Genomic DNA, 13558 nt, shown 5'->3' on the forward strand with positions numbered 1-13558 from the left:
GCAACATTCCGCCGACGGCCCACGTGGCTATCACTTCCCGGCCCGCGCATCAATGCGCGCCTCGCGGTATGAAACCGCCTAACCGCGTGCAATCCGGCGGCTACTCCGCGCCGACGTGCTGTTCGTAGAACGCCTCGACGAGGGCGGCGGTCTTCTTCGGGTCGGTCTGCGCCAGGCAGTCGGTGGCGAGCTTCTGCGCCTCGCTGAACTTCATGGCGCGGACGAGATACTTCACCGCCGGGAGCAGGGGCGGCGTCATGCTCAGCTCGTCGACGCCGAGACCGACGAGGAGCGGCGCGTAGATCGGGTCGCCGGCCATCTCGCCGCAGACGCTGACCTTCAGTCTGAACTGGTGGGCGGCGTCGATCACCTGCTTGAGCACGCGCAGCACGGCGGGGTGCGTCGGGTCGTAGAGGTGGGCGATGCGGTTGTTGCCGCGGTCGATGGCGAGCAGGTATTGGATCAGGTCGTTGGTGCCGATGCTGAAGAACTGGCAGTGCGGCGCGAGCGTGTCGGCCGCGAGCGCGGCGCTCGGGATCTCGATCATGGTGCCGACGCGCACCTGGTCGTCGCAGGCCTGGCCGCGCGCCTTCAACTCGGCCCTGGCCTCGGCGAGCAGGGCGTTGGCCCGCTCCAGCTCCTCGGCGCAGCCGATCATCGGATACATGATCTCGACCTTGCCGTGCGCGCTGGCGCGGAGGATGGCGCGGAGCTGCTCCTTGAAGAGCTCCGGGTTCTCCAGGCACATGCGGATGGCGCGGAAGCCGAGGAAGGGGTTCGCCTCCGGGCCGATGAGTTCCGGGTTGCCGGGCAGCGGCTTGTCACCGCCGATGTCGAGCGTGCGGATCGTCACCGGCGCGGGCGCGAGGCCCTCCACGATCGCGCGGTAGTTCGCGTATTGCTGCTCCTCGTTCGGCAGGTGGTGCGAACTGAGGTAGAGATACTCGGTGCGGTAGAGGCCGACGCCCTCGCCGCGGTATTGGCGCACCAGCGCGACCTCGTCGGCCTTCTCGATGTTGGCGCGGAGCGTCACGCGCACGCCGTCGAGCGTCTCGGCGGGCAGCTCGTTGGCCGCGAGCAGGCGCGACTCGAAGGAGCTCTTCTCCTTCTGGATCTTGCCGTAGCGGAAAAGCGTGGCCTGCGTCGGGTGCAGGATCGCGATGCCCTCGTAGCCGTCGACGATCATCCAGTCGCCGTCCTGCACGCGCTTCGTCAGGTCGCGGGCGGCGACGACGGCGGGGATCTTCATCGAGCGCGCGACGATGACGGCGTGGCTGGTGCGGCTGCCGCCGTCCGTCGCGATGCCGAGCGCGGCGCTGCGGTCGATGCCGGCCGCCTCGGACGGCGAGAGGTCGCGCGCGACGATGATGCGCTTCTCCACCAGCTCGGTGAGGTTGACCGCCGACTGGCCGAGCAGGACGTGGAGCACGCGGCGCGTGACGTCCTTGATGTCGGCCGCGCGCTCGCGGAGGTATTCGTCGTCGATCTCCGAGAACGCCTGGATGTAGCGCTGCCCGACGGCGTTGAAGCACGTCTCGATGTTCAGGCCCGTGGTCTCGAACTCGCGGATCGTCTCGCCGATCAGCGCCTGGTCCTCGAGCACCATCTGGTGCGCATCGAAGATCAGGGCCTCCTCCTCGCTGAGATTCTTGCGCACCTGCTGCTGGATCTTCGCGATCTGCTGGCGGGTGGTGACGAGCGCCTGGTCGAACCGCGCGATCTCCTGCACGCGCTTGGCGGGGTCGACTTGATACCGCGGGATCTCCAGCTCGCTTTGCAGGTATAGAAACACCTGCCCGTAAGCGATGCCGCGCGAGGCGGCGATGCCCCGGATCACGGTCTCGGTTTTGCCGCGGGCGTCCATGCGTGTCCGCTGATTAACGAAGCAGCGCGAAACGCGGTCAATGCGTAACTAGCGGAGACGCGTCTCGAAGACGCACGCCGCCGGCCCCCAGCATTCGCGGATCCGGCTCACGACCGGCGCCGCCTCCGCGTCGTCGCGGAGCAGCGCGAAGCACGCGCTGCCGCTGCCGCTCATCCGCGGCGCGAGGCCGAACGCGTCGCGCAATTCCTGCAACAGCACGGGCAGTGCGACGAATTTCTCGAACGCCGCCGGCTCCATGTTGTTGAACAGGACCGCCTCCGCCGGCGCGCCGCCCGCGAGCCACGCCGCGAGCCGCGCCTCGGCCTCCGCCGCCGGCAGGTAATCCGTCCCGCGCGCGACCAGGCGCCCGTAGGCCCAGGGGTCGCGATGCCGAAGCTCGGCTTGAACACCAGCACGCGGCGCCCGCGCAGGCGCGCCGCCGCGGCCGGCGGCAGGTCCTCCACCCGCTCGCCGCGCCCGCGCATCACGACCGGCGCCGCGCGCAGGAACAGCACGCAGTCCGACCCGAGCCGCGCCGCCATCGCCTCGAGCGACGCCGCGCCGGCGATGCCGCCGGCGAGCTGGTCGAGCGCACGCAGCGCCGCCACGGCATTGCTGCTGCCGCCGCCGAGCCCCGCGCCCATCGGGATGCGCTTCGTCAGGCGGAACCGCGCCCCGCCGGTCCAGCCGGTTGTGGCGGCGAAGAGCTGCGCGGCCTGGATGATCAAATTGGTCGCATCGGTCGGCACGTCGGCTGCATCGCAGGCGAGCGTGAACCGCCCGCCCTCCGCCGGCTCCGTCACCAGTTCGTCACCGAACTCCAGCGGCGCCACCACCGACACGAGGTCATGAAAGCCATCCGCCCGCCGGCCCGTGATGGCCAGGAACAGGTTGATCTTCGCCGGACTGAAAACGGTGACACTCATCGCGCGCGTCCCCAGTCAGGCACAACGCCGCCGCGCCTCCTAGCCAAAACTCGCCCCGGCCCCCTGCCGCGCTTCGGCTTCCGTCCTCCGTCCTCGGCCCTCCGTTCTCCGTCACCCGCCCCACGCGCGCCCTTCGGCCCCTCCGGTGAATTCTCTCTTTGATTCGCGCCCGTTAGTGTCCATTAGTGGTTCCCCCGCTCCGCACCCGATGCCCTGCGACCTGATCCTTGCCCTAGACGTTCCCACGCGCGAAGAAGCCGCTCCGATCCTCCGCCAGTTGCGCGGCCAGCTCCGCTGGGTGAAGATCGGCCTCCAGATGTTCACGGCCTACGGCCCGAACTACGTGCGCGAAGTCGCCGGGATGGGCTTCGACATCTTCCTCGACCTGAAGCTGCACGACATCCCCAACACCGTCGCCAAGGCCGTCGAGTCGCTCGGCCCGCTGCCGATCAAGATGCTCACGCTCCACACCGCCGGCGGCGGCGAGATGATGCGCGCCGCCGTCGCCGCGCAGCAGAAGAGCAATCCGCAACTCCTCCTCCTCGGCGTCACCGTGCTGACCTCGATGGACGCGACCGGCCTCGCCGAGATCGGCGTCGCCGGCGCGCCCGAGCAGCAGGTCGCCCGCCTCGGCCGCCTCGCCGCCGACAGCGGCCTGCGCGGACTCGTCTGCTCGCCGCTCGAAGTCTCCCTTCTCCGCTCCTCGCTCCCCGCCCACCTGCAACTCGTCACGCCCGGCATCCGCCCGGCCAGCGAGCAAGGGAGCGACGACCAGAAACGCGTCATGACGCCCGCCGACGCCGCGCGCGCCGGCTCGAGCTACATCGTCGTCGGCCGCCCCATCCTCAAGGCCGCCGATCCCGCCGCCGCCGCCCGCGGCATCCTCGCCGAACTTCACGGCGCCTGACCGGTCTCACTTCCCGGTCAGTGAACTCTCAACTCTAGACTCTCAGCTCTCAGCTTTTACCCCATGAGCCGCACCGCCGCCATCCTTCTCGCCGCCGGGAGCAGCCGCCGCATGGCCGGCACCGTCGCCGACAAGATCCTCGCCCCGCTGGCGGGCAAGGCCGTCTTCGCCCACTCCGCCGCGACGTTCTACCGCAGCGGCGTGGTCGACTTCTTCGTCGTCACCTACCGCGACCAGCGCCAGATGGTCGAACTCTCGTCCTACGCGCCCACGCCCACGCTCTTCGTCCCGGGCGGCGCCGAACGCCAGGACTCCGTCGCCGCGGCCCTCGCCGAGCTGCCCGACGACGTGAAATACGTCTTCATCCACGATTGCGCCCGGCCGCTCGTCCGCGCCGAGCAGCTCGTCGCCCTGCACAAGATCGTCCGCCGCGAGGACGCCGTCGTGCTCGCGCACCGCGTCACCGACACGATCAAGGAACACCACGGCGAGGGCATGCTGCGCACGCTCAACCGCGATCAGCTCTGGGCGATGGAGACGCCGCAGGTTTTCTCCCGCGACCTCATCTGCCGCGCCTACGCCAAGGCGGCCGAGAAGAAGAAGCGCCTCACCGACGACGCCGCCGCCGTCGAGCTGCTCAAGCACCCGGTCGCGCTCCTCGAGAATCCGCACCCGAACCCGAAGCTGACCACGCCGCAGGACCTGGCCTACGCGGAATTCCTCCTCCGCGAATTGCCCGCGGAAAGCTGAGCGCGGCATGTCCTCCTTCCGCATCGGCCACGGCTACGACATCCATCGCACGGTGAAGGGCCGCGCGCTCGTCCTCGGCGGCGTGACCTTCGACTGCGACTTCGGCCTCGAGGGCCATTCCGACGCCGACGCGCTGACGCACGCGATCTGCGACGCCCTCCTCGGCGCCGCCGCGCTGCCCGACATCGGCCACTTCTTTCCCAACACCGATCCGCGCTGGAAGGGCGCCGATTCGCAGCTGCTCCTCCAGCGCGTCGTCGCCGCCCTGCACGAGCGCGGCTGGAAGCCGGCCAACCTCGACGCCTCGCTCATCGCCGAGCGCCCGAAGATCGCCCCGCGCCTCGCCGAAATGAAGGCCGCCCTCGCCCGCTCCACCGGCCTGCCCGTGGATTGCATCGGCCTCAAGGCCACCACCAACGAGGGCAGCGACGACATCGGCCGCGGCCTCGCCATCGCCGCCCACGCCGTCGCGCTGATCGAGCGCCTCTGATTTTCCCCTCCTCCACGCTCATGCCCCGCCGCCTCGTCCTCGGTCTTCTGTCCTGCGTTCTCTGTTTCCTCGCCGCCGCCTGCGCGAAGCGCGAGACGCCGGTCCAGATCGGCAACCGCACCGGCACGCTGCACATGAGCATCGGCTCCGAGCCGAGCGATCTCGACCCGCACATCGTCACCGGCATCGGCGAAGCCAAGGTCCTGCACGCGCTCTTCGAGCCGCTGGTCAGCTTCGACCCGCACACGCTCAAGCCCGTCCCCGCCATCGCCGAGAGCTGGGACGTCTCGCCCGACGGCCTGACCTACACCTTCCACCTGCGCCCCACCGCCCGGTGGTCCAATGGCGAGCCGATCACCGCGTCGGATTGCGTCGAGTCGTGGAAGCGCATCCTCACGCCGACGCTGGCCGCCGACTACGCCTACATGCTCTACATGGTCCGCGGCGCCGAGGACTTCAACAAGGGCAAGGCCCCGTTCTCCGCCGTCGGCCTGGCCGCACCCGACGCCCGCACGCTCGTCGTCCACCTCACCGCCCCCGCGCCGTATTTCCTCCAGGTCCTGCTCAACTCGCCCTGGCGCCCGGTCAACGTCCGCGCCATCGCCGCCGTCGGCGACGCCTACCGCCGCGGCACCGCCTGGACCACGCCGGAGCGCATCGTCACCAGCGGACCGTTCCACCTCAAGGAGTGGACCTCGCACCAGCGCCTCGTCGTCGAGAAATCCGCGACCTACTGGGACCGCGAGCACGTGAAGCTGAACGCCATCGTCTTCTACCCGACCGACAGCGTCGACGCCGAGGAGCGCGCCTTCCGCGCCGGCCAGCTGCACCTCACCTACAGCCTCTCGCTCTCGAAACTCGGCAGCTACCGCCAGTCGATGCCCGAATCGCTGCGCATCGATCCGTATCTCAGCACGTATTTCTTCCGCGCCAACACCCGCAAGCCGCCGCTCGACAACCCGCTCGTCCGCCGCGCGCTCTCCCTCGCCATCGACCGCACGCTCATCGTCGAAAAAGTCCTCCGCGGCGGCCAGCGGCCCGCGCCCTCGCTCGTCCCGCCCGAGACGCCCGACTACCCCGTGCCCGCGCTCCCGCCGCGCGACCTCGAGACCGCGAAGAAACTTCTCGCCGAGGCCGGCTACCCGGGCGGCAAGGGCTTCCCGCCCGTCGAGATCACTTACAACAACTCCGAGATCCTCCGCCTCGTCGTCGAGGCCATCCAGGAAATGTGGCGCCGCGACCTCGGCATCGAGGTGCAGATCGTGAACCAGGAATACAAGGTCGCCTTCGCCAACCGCCGCACCGGCAACTACCAGCTGCTCTTCGGCGACTGGGTCGGCGACTACCTCGACGCCACCACCTTCCTCGACCTCTGGCGCAGCGACGCCGGCAACAACCACACCGGCTGGGCCAGCCACGACTACGACGCGCTGATGGACCGCGCGATGACCACGAGCGACGTCGCCGCCCGCGCCCGGCTCCTCCAGCAGGCCGAACTCGTCATGCTCCAGGGCTCGCCCTGCATCCCGGTCTATTTCAACACCCACGTCTACCTGTGCTCGCCGTCGGTGAAGGGGTGGTTGCCAAATCCGATGGATCACATGGACTATCGGCATGTGTCCCTCGCGCCGTAACGTCGCGCTCCTGCTCCTCGCGCTCTGCGCCTTGTGGGGAGGATGCCGCCGCGACGCGCCCGCCCCGGCCGAACAACTCCTCCGCCTCAGCCAGCGCAACGAGCCCGCGACGCTCGATCCGCACCTCGCCACGCTGCCGGACGAATTCTTCCTCGTCCGCTCGCTGGCCGAGGGCCTCGTCGTCCCGAGCCCGAACGAGGAGCCGCCGCTCCCCGGCGTCGCCGCCCGCTGGGAAACCTCGCCCGACGGCCTGACGTGGACCTTCCACCTGCGCGCCGACGCCCGCTGGTCCAACGGCGACCCGGTCACCGCCACGGACTTCGTCTATTCCTTCCGCCGCGCCCTCACGCCGGCGCTGGGCGCGCCGAAGGCCCAGCTGTTCTTCGTCCTGAAAAACGCCCGTGCCTTCTACCGCGGCGAGCTCGCCGATCCCGCCGCGATCGGCGTCGCCGCGCCCGACGCCCGCACGCTCGTCCTCACGCTCGAGCAGCCCGCACCGCACCTCCTCGCGCTCGCCGCCAGCGGCCCGTGGCTGCCGGTCCACCCGGCGACCGTGGAAAAATTCGGCGGCGCCGCCGCGCGCGACGGCGCGTGGACGGCCCCGGGGCGCTACGTCGGCAACGGCCCGTTCGTCCTCGCCGAGTGGCGCAAGGGCCAGCACCTCCTCGTCACGCGCAACCCGCATTACCGCGCCGCCGACCGCATCCGCCTCACCGGCGTGCGCTACCAGATCTACGACAGCGGCGACACCGAGGAGCGCGCCTTCCGCGCCGGCCAGGTCGACATCACCATGGCCGTCCCGTTCACCAAGCTCCCCAGCTACGAGGCCCCCGTCCTGCGCCGCCAGCCGCTGCACGAGACGCGCTACTTCGTCCTCAACACCACCCGCCCGCCGCTGAACGACGCCCGCGTCCGCCGCGCCCTGGCGCTCGCCCTCGATCGCGACGCGCTCGTGCGCAGCGTCCTCCGCGGCGCCCAACGTCCCGCGCTCAGTTTCATCCCGCCCGGCCTCGGCGGCTACACGGGCGCCGCGCAGCTCCGCCCGGACGCCGCCGCCGCGCGCGCCCTGCTCGCCGACGCCGGCTTTCCCGGCGGCCGGGGCTTCCCCAGGCTCGAGCTCGCGGCGTGGAACGTGAATCCCGCCATCCTCGAGGCCGTGCAGCAGATGTGGCGCCACGAGCTCGGCCTCGAGACCGCCATCGTCCAGCGCGAGGGCAAGGTCCACATGGCCGCCGTCATCGCCGGCGACTTCGCCATCGCGCTCATGCCCGCCATCCCCGACTACGACGATGCCGCCGCGCTCTTCGGCGAACTCGCGACCGGCGCCGGCGGCAACTTCCCGCGCTGGAGCGACGCCCGCTACGACGACCTCGTCCGCCGCGCGGAACGCGAAACCGACCCGGTTCGTCGCCTCGCGCTTTACCGCGCGGCGGAGGAGATCCTGCTGGCGGAGCTCCCGGTGGTGCCGCTCTACTTCAACGCCCAGGACTACCTCGTCGCGCCGCGCGTCTCCGGCTGGCGCCAGGACCCGCTCTGGAACCGCTTCTTTCTCGACGTCACCCTTTCGCATGAAAGCTCCCCTCCGCCTGTTCGCACTGCTGGCCTGCACGAGCGCCCTCGCCGCTGAGACCCCCGCGCCTTCCGCCGCGCGCATCCTCGCACGCACGAAGATCCTCGCGTCCGACGAATTCGAGGGCCGCGCCCCGGCACGCCAGGCGAGGACAAGACCGTCGCCTACCTCGTCGCCGAGTTCCAGAAGCTCGGCCTCTCGCCCGGCAACCCCGACGGCACCTACGTGCAGGAGGTCCGGAGCACCGGCCTCACCTCGCAATCCGCGCTCACCTTCACCGCCGGCGGGCAGACGCTCGCGCCGCAGGTCGGCCTCGACTTCATCGCGCTCTCGCGCCGCCGCCAGCCGCAGGTCGAGCTGAAGGACAGCGAGGTGGTCTTCGTCGGCTACGGCATCACCGCGCCGGAGTTCGGCTGGGACGACTTCAAGGGCGTCGACGTCCGCGGCAAGACCGTCGTCATGCTCATCAACGACCCGCCGATCACCGACCCGCAGACCGGTCGGCTCGACGACGCGATCTTCGGCGGCAAGGCCATGACCTACTACGGCCGCTGGACCTACAAGTTCGAGAGCGCCTCCGACCGCGGCGCCGCCGCCGTCTTCATCGTCCACGAGACCGGCCCGGCCGGTTATCCCTTCGCCGTCATCGCCGCCGGCTCCGGCCGCGAGACCTTCGACGTCGGCTCCGAGGCCGCCAGCCAGCAGCGCGTCGCCGTCGAAGGCTGGATCACGCTCGACACCGCGCGCCGCCTTTTCGCCGCCGCCGGGCAGGACTACGCCACGCTCAAGGCCGCCGCCGCGCGCCGCGACTTCCGCCCCGTGCCGCTGCACGCCCGCGCCCACGTCACCGTCGCCAACACCGTGCGCAGCGTCGCCTCCCGCAACGTCGTCGCGCTGCTGCCCGGCTCCGATCCACAGCTCCGCGACCAGTTCGTCGTCTACTCCGCCCACTGGGACGCCTACGGCCGCAATCCCGCGCTCGCCGGCGACCAGATCCTCAACGGGGCCGCCGACAACGCCATCTCGGTCGCGATGATGCTCGAGATCGCGCAGGTCACCGCCGCATTGCCCGCCGCCGAGCGCCCGCGCCGCTCGCTGCTGTTCTTCGCCCCGACCTACGAGGAGAAGGGCATCCTCGGCTCGCAGTTCTACGCCCGCAACCCGCTGCACCCGCTCGCGCGCACCGTCGCCAACCTCAACATCGAGCCGCTCGACGCCAACCTCGCCTACGGGCCGACGCGCGACCTGGAGGTCGTCGGCCGCAACCCGTCGACACTCGACGACTACGCCGCCGAGATCGCCCGCGCCCAGGGCCGCGTGCTGCGTCCCGACTCCGAGCCCGAGAAGGGCTACTATTACCGCAGCGACCACTTCGAGTTCGCCAAGGTCGGCGTGCCCGCGTTCTTCGTCCGCTCCGGCGTCGACTTCCTCGACGCTCCCGCCGGCACCGGCGAGAAGCTCCGCCTCCAGTATCTCGTGAACGACTACCACAAGGTCTCCGACGAGGTCCGCTCCGACTGGACCTGTGGCGGCGCCGCGGCCGACGCGAAATTCCTCCTCGCGCTCGGCCTGCGCGTCGCCAACGCCGACACGATCCCTGAATGGAAACCCGGCACGGAGTTCAAGGCCGTGCGCGACGCCTCGCTCCGGGCCGCCGCCCCGGCGAAGTGACGGCGCGCGCGCTCGCGCTCCGCCCGCCGGGCTGACCCGCCCCCGCCTCTCTTCCCACCACACCACCATGCCCCTGCCCCGTCCCGTCCTCCTCGGCCTGCTCCTCGCCGCCGCGAGCGCCTCCGCCGCCGAGCCCCTCCTCCACCCGGCCTCCGCTGCGCGCATCCTCGAACGCACGAAGGTCCTCGCGTCCGACGAATTCGAGGGCCGCGCCCCCGGCACGCCGGGCGAGGACAAGACCGTCGCCTACCTCGTGGGCGAATTCCAGAAGCTCGGCCTCTCGCCCGGCAACCCCGAGGGCGGCTTCCTCCAGAACGCCCCGCTCGTCGGCATCACGTCCGCCCCCACGCTCGCGTTCGTCCGCGACGGCGTCACCACGCCGATGGAAAACATCAACGACTTCGTCGGCGTCACCGCGCGCATCGCCCCGCGCGTCGAGGCCAAGGACAGCGACGTGGTCTTCGTCGGCTACGGCGTCGTCGCACCCGAGTTCGGCTGGGACGACTACAAGGGCGTCGACGTCCGCGGCAAAACCGTCGTCATGCTCATCAACGACCCGCCCGTCACCGACCCGCAGACCGGCGAGCTCGACCCGAAGGTTTTCGGCGGCAAGGCCATGACCTACTACGGCCGCTGGACCTACAAATACGAGATCGCCGCCGCCAAGGGCGCCGCCGCGTGCCTCATCGTGCACGAGACCGGCCCGGCCGCGTATCCGTTCGCCGTCGTGACCGGCTCGTGGGCGCGCGAGAACTTCGAGATCAGCGCGCTGGACCAGAACGCCGGCAAGGTCGGGATGCAGGGCTGGCTCACCCACGACGCCGGCCGCCGCCTCTTCGCCTCGTGCGGCCTCGACTACGAGGCGGCCAAGCAGGCCGCCGCGCGCCGCGACTTCCGCCCGATCCCGCTCGGCACGAAGGCCTCGTTCGTGGTCGAGAACCGGCTCCGCAACGTCGCCTCGCGCAACGTCGTCGCGCTCCTCCCCGGCTCCGACCCGAAGCTGCGGGACGAGTTCGTCATCTACTCCGCGCACTGGGACCACCTCGGCCGCGACCCGAAGTTGCCCGGCGACCAGATCTACAACGGCGCCGCCGACAACGCCGCCGGCTGCGCCGTGCTGCTCGAGATCGCGGAGCTCATGGCGAAGCTCCCGCCGGAAAAGCGGCCGAAGCGCAGCGTCCTGTTCCTCTCCGTCACGGCCGAGGAAAAGGGCCTGCTCGGCTCGCGCTACTACGCGGAGAACCCGCTTTACCCGCTCACCCAGACGCTCGCGAACATTAACATCGACGGCGCGAACCAGTTCGGCCCGACGAGCGACATGACGACGATCGGCTTCGGCGCCTCGACGATCGACGACATCGGCGTCGCCGTCGCGAAGGCCATGGGCCGCACCATGGGCCCCGAGGCGCATCCGGAATTCGGCTCCTACTACCGCAGCGACCACTTCGAATTCGCGAAGGTCGGCGTGCCCTCCTACTACCCGAAGAACGGCCGCCGCTACATCGGCCAGCCCGACGACTTCGCCGAAAAGCAGGTGAAGGACTACATCGCCAACCGCTACCACAAGCCGAGCGACGAGGTGCAGCCCGACTGGACCTTCGAGGGCGCCGCGCAGGACACCGCCTTCCTCGTCGAGGTCGGCCTGCGCATCGCCAACGGCGACACCTGGCCGCAATGGCGCGCCGGCAACGAGTTCAAGGCCAAGCGCGATGCGATGATGAAGCCGCAGCAGTAGGGCCGGCTCCAGCCGGCTCAATTACCCACCGAACATACGGACCACACAGAAGCTCCGAGCAGCAAGATTCCTTCCGTGTGTTCGGTGTATTCCGTGGGCCCTGCTTTTCTTGTTTCAGAGGTCTCCAGCAAATTTTTCCGTCTGGCCACCGTCTGCCATCCCCTGTCCTCTTTCTACCGTCCTTCGCCCATGCTCCGCTTCGTCCTCCGCCGCCTGCTGCAGACGGTTCCCGTGATCCTCTTCATCATCACGGCGACGTTCTTCATGGTGCGCTTCGTCCCGGGCGGGCCGTTCACCGCGGAGAAGGCGATCCCGCCCGAGATCCTGAAGAACCTCGAGGCCCATTACGGCCTCGATCAGCCGCTCTGGCGCCAATACCTCACCTACCTCGGCAAGCTCGCGCAGGGCGACCTCGGCCCGTCGTTCAAATACACCAACCGCACGGTCAACGAGATCATCGCCGAGAAGCTGCCCGTCTCGATCGAGCTCGGCGCCTGGGCGCTGCTCGTCGCGCTCGCGCTCGGACTCCCGCTCGGCGTGCTCGCCGCCGTGCGCCGCAACACCTGGCTCGACTACGTCTGCAGCGGCATCGGCATGGCCGGCGTGTGCGTCCCGACCTTCGTCATGGGCCCCCTGCTCGCGCTGGCCTTCGGCATCTACCTGCGCTGGCTCAACGTCTCCGGCTGGTATGGGCCGGCCGACCGCGTCCTGCCGGCGCTGACGCTCAGTTTCGTCTACGCCGCCTACATCATGCGCCTGACGCGCGGCGGTATGCTGGAAGTGCTGCACCAGGACTACATCCGCACCGCCCGCGCCAAGGGCGCCTCGGAGGCGCGCATCGTCTTCCGGCACGCCCTGCGCGGCGGCCTGCTGCCGGTCGTGTCCTTCCTCGGACCCGCCGTCGCCGGCATCCTCACCGGCTCGTTCGTCATCGAGACCATCTTCCAGATCCCCGGCCTCGGCCGCGAGTTCGTGAACAGCGCCTTCAACCGCGACTACACCCTGGTGCTCGGCACCGTCATCCTCTACGGCGGCCTGCTCGTGGTGATGAACCTGCTCGTCGACATCGCGCAGGTCTGGCTCAACCCGAAGCTGAAGTTCGAATGAGCGCCGTCACGCCCGCTGCCTCCGCTCCCGCCGCCGCGCCCGAAGAAACGGGCCACTCGCTCGGCGCGGACGCCTGGCATCGCCTGAAGAAGAACCGGCTCGCGGTCTGCGGCGGCGTGACGCTGCTCGTGCTCACGGTGCTCTGCCTCGCCGGGCCGCTGTTCTTCAACCTCTCCTACCAGGACCAGAACCTCGACCTCGGCGCCACGCCGCCCTCGGCGCAGCACTGGCTCGGCACCGACACGCTCGGGCGCGACCTGCTCGTGCGCATGCTCTACGGCGGCCGCATCTCGCTCGGCGTCGGACTCAGCGCCACCTTCGTCGCGCTCACCATCGGCGTCCTCTACGGCGCCGCCGCGGGCTACCACGGCGGCAAGGTCGACGCGGTCATGATGCGCATCGTCGACATCCTCTACGCCCTGCCGTTCACGATCTTCGTCATCCTGCTGATGGTGATCTTCGGCCGGAACATCATCCTGCTCTTCGTCGCCATCGGTGCGGTCGAGTGGCTCACCATGGCACGCATCGTCCGCGGACAGGTCATGGCCCTGAAGAAAATGGAATTCATCGAGGCCGCCCGCTCGCTCGGCTACGGCAACGCCCGCATCGTCCTCCGCCACATGATTCCGAACATCCTCGGGCCGATCATCGTCTACACCACGCTCACCATCCCCGCCGTGATGCTGCTCGAGGCGTTCCTCAGCTTCCTCGGCCTCGGCGTGCAGCCGCCGATGAGCTCGTGGGGCACGCTGATCAAGGATGGCGCGGAGAAGATGGAGGAATTCTGGTGGCTGCTCGTCTTCCCCGGCGGCGTGTTCTCGCTCACGCTCTTCTCGCTCAATTTCCTCGGCGACGGCCTGCGCGACGCACTCGACGTGCGCGCCGCGAAGGACTAACCCTCTCC

12 protein-coding genes are annotated in these 13558 nt (G+C 69.9%); 9 read left to right on the forward strand and 3 right to left on the reverse strand.

Going from position 1 to position 13558, the window contains the following annotated elements; translation table 11 throughout:
- Nucleotides 1-100 precede the first annotated feature (100 nt).
- From ptsP to ACMYLB_RS19250, 3 genes are read right to left on the reverse strand one after another with little or no spacing between them, the layout of a single operon-like run.
- Nucleotides 101-1864, reverse strand: coding sequence for a phosphoenolpyruvate--protein phosphotransferase (gene ptsP / locus ACMYLB_RS19240; protein ID WP_415908560.1), 1764 nt, complete (start codon nucleotides 1862-1864; stop codon nucleotides 101-103).
- A 48-nt stretch (nucleotides 1865-1912) separates the two neighbouring features.
- On the reverse strand, nucleotides 1913-2122 hold the full coding sequence (locus ACMYLB_RS19245) for a hypothetical protein (RefSeq protein WP_415908561.1): 210 nt from the start codon (nucleotides 2120-2122) through the stop codon (nucleotides 1913-1915).
- Nucleotides 2035-2790, reverse strand: a complete 756-nt coding sequence (locus ACMYLB_RS19250; RefSeq protein WP_415908562.1) for a 4-(cytidine 5'-diphospho)-2-C-methyl-D-erythritol kinase — start codon at nucleotides 2788-2790, stop codon at nucleotides 2035-2037. Before ACMYLB_RS19250 ends, ACMYLB_RS19245 begins: the two co-directional genes overlap by 88 nt.
- A 208-nt stretch (nucleotides 2791-2998) precedes the next feature.
- On the opposite strand from ACMYLB_RS19250, the gene pyrF reads away from it, so the two are divergent.
- The 9 genes from pyrF to ACMYLB_RS19295 all read left to right on the forward strand — a co-directional run bounded on the left by pyrF (nucleotide 2999) and on the right by ACMYLB_RS19295 (nucleotide 13550).
- Nucleotides 2999-3697, forward strand: a complete 699-nt coding sequence (pyrF, locus tag ACMYLB_RS19255; RefSeq protein WP_415908563.1) for an orotidine-5'-phosphate decarboxylase — start codon at nucleotides 2999-3001, stop codon at nucleotides 3695-3697.
- Between the two features lie 63 nt (nucleotides 3698-3760).
- A complete protein-coding gene (ispD, locus tag ACMYLB_RS19260) occupies nucleotides 3761-4447 on the forward strand; it encodes a 2-C-methyl-D-erythritol 4-phosphate cytidylyltransferase (RefSeq protein ID WP_415908564.1) in 687 nt (228 codons plus the stop codon).
- 7 nt (nucleotides 4448-4454) lie between these two features.
- Entirely contained in the window at nucleotides 4455-4937 is a 483-nt protein-coding gene (gene ispF, locus ACMYLB_RS19265; RefSeq protein WP_415908565.1) for a 2-C-methyl-D-erythritol 2,4-cyclodiphosphate synthase, read from the forward strand.
- A gap of 20 nt (nucleotides 4938-4957) precedes the next feature.
- Nucleotides 4958-6571, forward strand: coding sequence for a peptide ABC transporter substrate-binding protein (locus ACMYLB_RS19270; protein ID WP_415908566.1), 1614 nt, complete (start codon nucleotides 4958-4960; stop codon nucleotides 6569-6571).
- Nucleotides 6552-8198, forward strand: coding sequence for a peptide ABC transporter substrate-binding protein (locus tag ACMYLB_RS19275; RefSeq protein WP_415908567.1), 1647 nt, complete (start codon nucleotides 6552-6554; stop codon nucleotides 8196-8198). Before ACMYLB_RS19270 ends, ACMYLB_RS19275 begins: the two co-directional genes overlap by 20 nt.
- 168 nt (nucleotides 8199-8366) lie before the next feature.
- Nucleotides 8367-9812 carry a M28 family metallopeptidase gene (locus ACMYLB_RS19280; protein WP_415908568.1) on the forward strand — a complete coding sequence of 482 codons (1446 nt, stop codon included), beginning with the start codon at nucleotides 8367-8369 and terminating at the stop codon, nucleotides 9810-9812.
- Nucleotides 9813-9879: 67 nt separating this feature from the next.
- Nucleotides 9880-11547 carry a M28 family peptidase gene (locus tag ACMYLB_RS19285; protein ID WP_415908569.1) on the forward strand — a complete coding sequence of 556 codons (1668 nt, stop codon included), beginning with the start codon at nucleotides 9880-9882 and terminating at the stop codon, nucleotides 11545-11547.
- Nucleotides 11548-11736: 189 nt separating this feature from the next.
- Nucleotides 11737-12654 (forward strand): ABC transporter permease, encoded by a 918-nt coding sequence (locus ACMYLB_RS19290; protein ID WP_415908570.1) that lies wholly within the window; start codon nucleotides 11737-11739, stop codon nucleotides 12652-12654.
- Nucleotides 12651-13550, forward strand: a complete 900-nt coding sequence (locus ACMYLB_RS19295) for an ABC transporter permease (RefSeq protein ID WP_415908571.1) — start codon at nucleotides 12651-12653, stop codon at nucleotides 13548-13550. Before ACMYLB_RS19290 ends, ACMYLB_RS19295 begins: the two co-directional genes overlap by 4 nt.
- Nucleotides 13551-13558: the final 8 nt, after the last annotated feature.

It is taken from the genome of Oleiharenicola sp. Vm1 (genome assembly GCF_047777955.1).
GTDB lineage: Bacteria > Verrucomicrobiota > Verrucomicrobiia > Opitutales > Opitutaceae > Didemnitutus.

Excerpts from the sequence above, each read along its gene's own strand:
- ptsP (WP_415908560.1), bottom strand. The coding sequence starts at position 1,864 with ATGGACGCCCGCGGCAAAACCGAGACCGTGATCCGGGGCATCGCCGCC.
- ACMYLB_RS19245 (WP_415908561.1), bottom strand. The coding sequence starts at position 2,122 with ATGGAGCCGGCGGCGTTCGAGAAATTCGTCGCACTGCCCGTGCTGTTG.
- ACMYLB_RS19250 (WP_415908562.1), bottom strand. The coding sequence starts at position 2,790 with ATGAGTGTCACCGTTTTCAGTCCGGCGAAGATCAACCTGTTCCTGGCC.
- pyrF (WP_415908563.1), top strand. The coding sequence starts at position 2,999 with ATGCCCTGCGACCTGATCCTTGCCCTAGACGTTCCCACGCGCGAAGAA.
- ispD (WP_415908564.1), top strand. The coding sequence starts at position 3,761 with ATGAGCCGCACCGCCGCCATCCTTCTCGCCGCCGGGAGCAGCCGCCGC.
- ispF (WP_415908565.1), top strand. The coding sequence starts at position 4,455 with ATGTCCTCCTTCCGCATCGGCCACGGCTACGACATCCATCGCACGGTG.
- ACMYLB_RS19270 (WP_415908566.1), top strand. The coding sequence starts at position 4,958 with ATGCCCCGCCGCCTCGTCCTCGGTCTTCTGTCCTGCGTTCTCTGTTTC.
- ACMYLB_RS19275 (WP_415908567.1), top strand. The coding sequence starts at position 6,552 with ATGTGTCCCTCGCGCCGTAACGTCGCGCTCCTGCTCCTCGCGCTCTGC.
- ACMYLB_RS19285 (WP_415908569.1), top strand. The coding sequence starts at position 9,880 with ATGCCCCTGCCCCGTCCCGTCCTCCTCGGCCTGCTCCTCGCCGCCGCG.
- ACMYLB_RS19290 (WP_415908570.1), top strand. The coding sequence starts at position 11,737 with ATGCTCCGCTTCGTCCTCCGCCGCCTGCTGCAGACGGTTCCCGTGATC.
- ACMYLB_RS19295 (WP_415908571.1), top strand. The coding sequence starts at position 12,651 with ATGAGCGCCGTCACGCCCGCTGCCTCCGCTCCCGCCGCCGCGCCCGAA.